This window comes from Aminobacter sp. P4_H6_2 (assembly GCF_056400805.1).
In genome coordinates, this window is the sequence record NZ_JBFUKO010000379.1 from 1 (window position 1) to 5,241 (window position 5,241).

A 5,241-nucleotide genomic window follows, 5' to 3' on the forward strand; every position below is an offset into this window, starting at 1 on the left:
GGTCGGACGGGCCGCCGGGCCATGGTTTTTCGCCGAAATAGATGGCGACGTCGATGTTTTCCTCGACCAGGTCGAAGGGCCAAGTCCGTGCCGTCAAATTGAGCGCGATCCTGGGGTGGCGCGCCCGGAAGCGGCCGATACGGGAGGCGAGCCAGCGCGAGCCGAAGGTCGGCAGCGTGGCGATGTTGAGCATGCCGCCGCCGCCCTGGAAGGCCAGCGCCTCCATCGTTGCCGATTCGAGGATTTCGAGGGCCTCGCGCACCCGGGCGAGATAAAGCTGCCCGGCCTCGGTCAGCACGATGCGCTGCCGGATGCGCTCGAACAGGCGCAGGCCAAGGAAGGATTCGAGCGACTGGACCTGCTTGCTAACCGCGCTCTGCGACAGGTTCAGCTCTTCGGCAGCGCGGGTAAAGCTCGAATGGCGCGCCGCCGCTTCAAAGATCGTCAGCGATGGTAGCGAAGGCAAGACGCGGCGCATGACGATTCCGAAGCAGGGCACTGCAATGATGGCGGCGACTATGGAGTGCTTGTCGCCGCGCCGCAATCGCACCAATGGCCGGGGCAGCGAGACGTCGCCGCGTGGTTCAAAGTACAATTTTTGCAAGGATTGCGGCGGCAGAACCGACGACCGACGCTACCATGAATATGGAGGCGGCGGTCTCAATGCCGGACGTTCTTACCCGCTGCGGCACGAACCGCTCGAACGGATCCCCTGATGAGAAGACCTGCAGTCGGTCGTACCACTGCAATCCATGATCGATAGCGCTGAGCCACATTTTCGTCCGCCACCCGATGTCGCCGGCGCTTGGAGCGCTGACCTGCGTGGCACCAATACGTCTCGGCACATAGGGTTACGAGGTGACCGCGACGGCAAGAAAATCAAAATGTCATAAGGATTTCTCATCGGCTACGTCGCCGTAATTATGGTGGCGTCATCGCTTGGGTTACAGAAAGGGCAGATGTCGAGATATCTCGTGCGCCATATTTCGCCTTTACGGCGCTCCTGATGCTTGGAATTTCAGTCTTGCAGTTTGTTTGGCTGCTGACTGTTCCAGCAATGGCCAGCGGATATGTCTGGGTACTGGTAGTCGTGATCATGGGGCGACTGTCATCTTCGGGTATTTTTTGGGATGATCGCTATGGCGAGATCCCGCGACATCTCCGGCAACAACGGTTTGATGGCTTTGGCCTTCATTCCTCTGGCCAATCTCTACATGCTGTTCAAGCCTTCAAAGAAGCCATCAAATTTCACGCCAATTCGCATTCTGAGAGGAGGGGCTGGGGTAACCTTTGGCTTCGTAATGCTCTTCCTAACGCCTGTACTGAATTCAATGTTTGAGGCCATGTCTGCCAAAGCGATCGAAGACGCAAGCAATGGAGGACCGATGCCGAAGATCAAAGGCCAGAGCATTCGCGACAAGGAGCGTGCAAAAACAGAGAAGCTCCTCAGGAAGGTGGGATATACGGCCTTGAAAGAGGCCGGGATCAAATCGAAGCGACCCAGCCTTCCRGACCTGAAGGTCSAGAAGCGAGGCAAGTAGACTTGCTGTCGYGCCCTGCTTTGCCACCGGGCCACCCGACGCCATGCAAGCGCGGTTGGTTGCGMTGTGCTAGGGARCGTTGAACGTCGGCGGAGCCGCGTCATGCGCTCATGCCAGCTGCTGACTCAAACAAGGAAAATGATATTGATTGAAACGACGCGCGAGGCAGCACTGATCGCTTTGGGCTGGTCTTCCTTCTTCGGTGACCAGGTCAGCGCGGAGGAGGCCGGCCTCGTGCCCGTTCGCATCGCCAATATTCACCGCGCACGAATGAGCGGACATTCCGCCAATGGTCCGATCGAACTCGTTCTGCCGGCCAACAGCGCAAGTGGCGACTATGCGGTGGGCGACTTCGTACTTGCAGGACCGGGCGATTTCCTTGTGCGACGGYGCCTCGCGCGCAGCTCGCTCCTAGCCCGGCGCATGAGTGACCGCAGCACTCAGCTGTCYGGCGCCAATATCGACGCGCTGTTTATAGTCACCTCCTGCAATGGCGATTTCAGCGTGCCTCGGCTCGAGCGCTATCTGGCCATGGCAGCGCAGTGTGAGATCGCTCCGGTTCTGGTTCTGACCAAAGCCGACACGAAGGAGGATGTGGGTTCCTTCATCGCGCAGGCCGCTGCACTGGCGCGGGACCTCCCGGTGGTTGTGGTCGATCCTCGCCGGCCCGACGCGCTGACAAAGCTGCGGCCCTGGTTCGGCCGGGGCAAGACCGTGGCGCTCACCGGTTCCTCGGGGGTGGGAAAGTCGACTCTCGTCAACACGTTGGCGGCCACCGGCTCGGGCACCGCTCAACTCACCGGTGCCATTCGCGCCCATGATTCCACAGGTCGGCATACGACGACGGCGCGCTCTTTGCATCCGGTTGCCGGCGGCGGCTGGGTGCTGGATTCTCCTGGAATCCGCTCATTGCATCTCGGCGAGATGGCCGACGGTCTCGATGTGGTGTTCGCCGAGATCACCGAATTGGAGACCCAGTGCAAATTCAGCAATTGCACGCACACCCACGAACCATCCTGCGCCGTGCTCATTGCCCTCGAAGACGGGCGGATCGATCCCGCACGCTTCTCGCGTTGGCGTAAGCTGCATGACGAGAATACAGCTCTCGGCACTCCCAGGCCGGTCCGCCGCTGAAACTTGCCCTCAAACCACGACAAGCTCATTTTGTGGGTCGGGAAGTTGGTCCGCTTCTGATGCTCCCGAACCTGAAACAGGCCGGTCCGAAATCGGCCCCGTGGCCTGCTGCCGGTTTCGTGGACACCGAGATAAGGTGTTTAACGGAACTGGAGAGTGGGAATGCAGAGAAGGAAGTTCAGCCGCGAGTTCAAGCTTGCCTTCGGGCTTGAGACAAGCCATTGCAGCGCTTTGCCGACGGGGCCGCCGCGTTCATTCCGACCAAACACGAGCCAGGTTTTCGCCTTGCCCGGTTCGGGACCCGGTACCATTTCCGCATCAAGGGTTTCGCGGTAAATTTGGCGTGATTGTCATATTTCCAACAAGGCGCTAGCGCTCGTTGCAAGGCGGGGGGCTTTTAGGAGGAGATCGTGACCATGAAACGCTTTTTTTCGATCACACTCGCAGCTTCAAGTATCGTTTTGGCCGGCCAAGTAATGGCCGCAGAAGTGGATATGTCGAAGCTCACTTGCAAGGATGTCGGTGCAATGCCGGCCGCCAAGACTCTTGGCGTCGCCATGTGGGTGAACGGCTACGTCCATGGCAAAGCCGGCAATGCCATGGTGGATGGCGACAAGGCGCACGCCAATGCCGAGAAGATCGCTGACTATTGCAAAGCGAACCCCAGCGCCACGCTGACGAGCGCGATAGAGGCGGTTGCCAAGTCGTAGCGGGAATTACATGATGCTAGACTGAGCGCCCCTTCCTGGCCGCTCCCATACGACGGTCCAAGGACTGATTTCGCGGGCGACGTGCCAACATCGGCCCCGCGGCTCTGGCCTCAGCCGGCAGCGTGAAGACGACGTGGAAGTAGCCGACTGGCAGCAGGTCGACCTCCCGCTCGGCAAGCCATGCCCGCGCGGCGGCGCCCTGGCACTTGGGACAATGCCGGTTGCGGCAGGAGTTATAGGCGATCCGCCAATGGCCGCAGTCTGTGCAGGCCTCGACATGACCGCCAAGGGCTGCGGTGCGACATTGTTCGATCGCCGACATGACCTTGAGCTGTTGCAGGCTCAAGCGCCCGGCATGGGTGGCCCGATAGGCCGGCCCGGCAGCACGGAAGATGTCGGCGACCTCAATCGAGGCGCGCACGCCTCAGCCATCGGGCGAGATCTCTGCCGGCTTGAACAGGCCGAGCCTGTCGAGGGGGCTCGTGATCGCACGCACCGTGCGGGTTGCGACCTTGGCATAGAGGGCCGTGTTGTCGAGCTTGGCATGCCCAAGCAGGACCTGGATGACGCGGATGTCGACGCCGTCCTCCAGAAGATGGGTGGCGAAACTGTGACGCAGCGTGTGCGGCCCGACCCGCTTGGCGATGTCCGCGGCCTGTGCCGCCTCGACGACGATGCGATGGAGATGACGGGTGCTGATCGGCTTCATCGGATGCTGTCCGGGGAACAGCCAGCCGTCGCGGTGCATGACACCTTGCTGCCGTCCGACCCTCCACCACTGGCGCAACAGCGCGAGCAGGTCCGGCGACAGCATGGCATTGCGGCACCGCCCGCCCTTGCCGCGCTCGACACGCAGTAGCATCCGCTCGCTGTCGACATCAGTGACTTTCAGCGTCGACACCTCGGCCACGCGCAGGCCTGCGCCATAGGCGACCGACAGCGCAGCCTGGCGTTTGAGGCAGGTGGTGGCGTTGACAAGGCAGGCAACCTCGTCGCGGCTCAGCACCATGGGCAGCTTGCGCGGATGTGACAGACGGACAAGCCTGCGCGCCAGGTCCGGCCGGTCGGTCGTGTGGGTGAAGAAGAAGCGCAACGCCGACACGATGCTGTTCATGGTCGGCACGGGAACGCCGTCCTCCTGCTGCCAGACCTGGAACCGGCGAAGGTCGTCTGCCGTCGCCATATCGGGCGGGCGGCCAAGGAAGGTCGCGAACCGTCCGACATCGCGGATGTAGTTGCGCTGTGTCTCCTCGCTGAACCGGCGCAGGGTCATGTCGTCGATCAACCGCTGGCGCAGCGGACTGATGGGTGCATCGAGAACAGGGTGGGGCATGGTCCGGCTCCTTGTTGAAGAAGCCCGTCATGCTCTGCCGCTGCCCAAGCGCGTGCTTTCGATCATGCGCGGCGACGAGTTCCATGCCGCGATTTCGCAATTACCCGGTTACAGGGTCAACGACGCCGGGTCGATCAAGACCGTTAGAGAGGTCTTTCGAACCTCAGAATAGCCATCGGGCGGTTCCTGTCCGATCGCCGGCCACCTCAGATGACGACGGACTCTCGCTAAGCGAAGCGTCGGAAAGGTTTGAGATTGTGAAGCATCGCTGTATGCGGTGTCCCGTTCACACCTTGGGTGGATGTTCCAGGGAAGGAAGTCATCGACCCGGCTCTGTTTATGGCCGTTGACGATGGCTGTGAGCGTGCTGGCCAGATAGGCCTGCGGCATGACGACGTTGAGTTTGCAAGTCTCGGCGAGCGACGCGATTGTCGCCCAGTTTTGCCATAGCGCGCAGGTTCGACATTGCGCGGCTAATTGAGCGCACTACCGATGGCTGCTCCAGCCACGAACGCACCAGCTG

The 5,241-nt window shown here is 61.3% G+C and carries 6 protein-coding genes and 2 pseudogenes; 4 read left to right on the top strand and 4 right to left on the bottom strand.

Annotated features, from left to right (window positions below; translation table 11 throughout):
- On the bottom strand, window positions 1-478 hold a 478-nt coding region (locus AC1DUU_RS22205; protein ID WP_476785555.1), incomplete at its 3' end, for a LysR family transcriptional regulator.
- A 661-nt stretch (window positions 479-1,139) separates the two neighbouring features.
- On the opposite strand from AC1DUU_RS22205, the gene AC1DUU_RS22210 reads away from it, so the two are divergent.
- The 3 genes from AC1DUU_RS22210 (at window position 1,140) to AC1DUU_RS22220 (ending at window position 3,385) form a co-directional block, all read left to right on the top strand.
- A complete protein-coding gene (locus AC1DUU_RS22210; RefSeq protein ID WP_476785556.1) occupies window positions 1,140-1,541 on the top strand; it encodes a hypothetical protein in 402 nt (133 codons plus the stop codon).
- A 144-nt stretch (window positions 1,542-1,685) separates the two neighbouring features.
- Window positions 1,686-2,675: a ribosome small subunit-dependent GTPase A gene (rsgA, locus tag AC1DUU_RS22215; RefSeq protein WP_476785557.1), complete on the top strand. Its 990-nt coding sequence runs from the start codon at window positions 1,686-1,688 to the stop codon at window positions 2,673-2,675.
- Between the two features lie 416 nt (window positions 2,676-3,091).
- Entirely contained in the window at window positions 3,092-3,385 is a 294-nt protein-coding gene (locus tag AC1DUU_RS22220) for an HdeA/HdeB family chaperone (RefSeq protein ID WP_476785558.1), read from the top strand.
- 100 nt (window positions 3,386-3,485) lie between these two features.
- Here the strand turns inward: AC1DUU_RS22220 and AC1DUU_RS22225 are convergent.
- Window positions 3,486-3,806: pseudogene (locus AC1DUU_RS22225) on the bottom strand (IS91 family transposase); the annotation flags it as partial.
- Window positions 3,807-3,809: 3 nt separating this feature from the next.
- Window positions 3,810-4,718: a site-specific integrase gene (locus tag AC1DUU_RS22230; protein ID WP_476785559.1), complete on the bottom strand. Its 909-nt coding sequence runs from the start codon at window positions 4,716-4,718 to the stop codon at window positions 3,810-3,812.
- On the opposite strand from AC1DUU_RS22230, the gene AC1DUU_RS22235 reads away from it, so the two are divergent.
- Window positions 4,717-4,890 carry a hypothetical protein gene (locus tag AC1DUU_RS22235; RefSeq protein WP_476785560.1) on the top strand — a complete coding sequence of 58 codons (174 nt, stop codon included), beginning with the start codon at window positions 4,717-4,719 and terminating at the stop codon, window positions 4,888-4,890. The genes AC1DUU_RS22230 and AC1DUU_RS22235 overlap by 2 nt on opposite strands.
- A gap of 131 nt (window positions 4,891-5,021) precedes the next feature.
- On the opposite strand, the pseudogene AC1DUU_RS22240 reads toward AC1DUU_RS22235, so the two are convergent.
- Window positions 5,022-5,162: pseudogene (locus tag AC1DUU_RS22240) on the bottom strand (transposase domain-containing protein); the annotation flags it as partial.
- Between the last annotated feature and the right edge of the window lie 79 nt (window positions 5,163-5,241).

What these genes read in the sequence shown, in the direction of transcription:
- AC1DUU_RS22235 (WP_476785560.1), top strand. Translation starts at nt 4,717, where the DNA reads ATGGTCCGGCTCCTTGTTGAAGAAGCCCGTCATGCTCTGCCGCTGCCC.
- AC1DUU_RS22220 (WP_476785558.1), top strand. Translation starts at nt 3,092, where the DNA reads ATGAAACGCTTTTTTTCGATCACACTCGCAGCTTCAAGTATCGTTTTG.
- AC1DUU_RS22230 (WP_476785559.1), bottom strand. Translation starts at nt 4,718, where the DNA reads ATGCCCCACCCTGTTCTCGATGCACCCATCAGTCCGCTGCGCCAGCGG.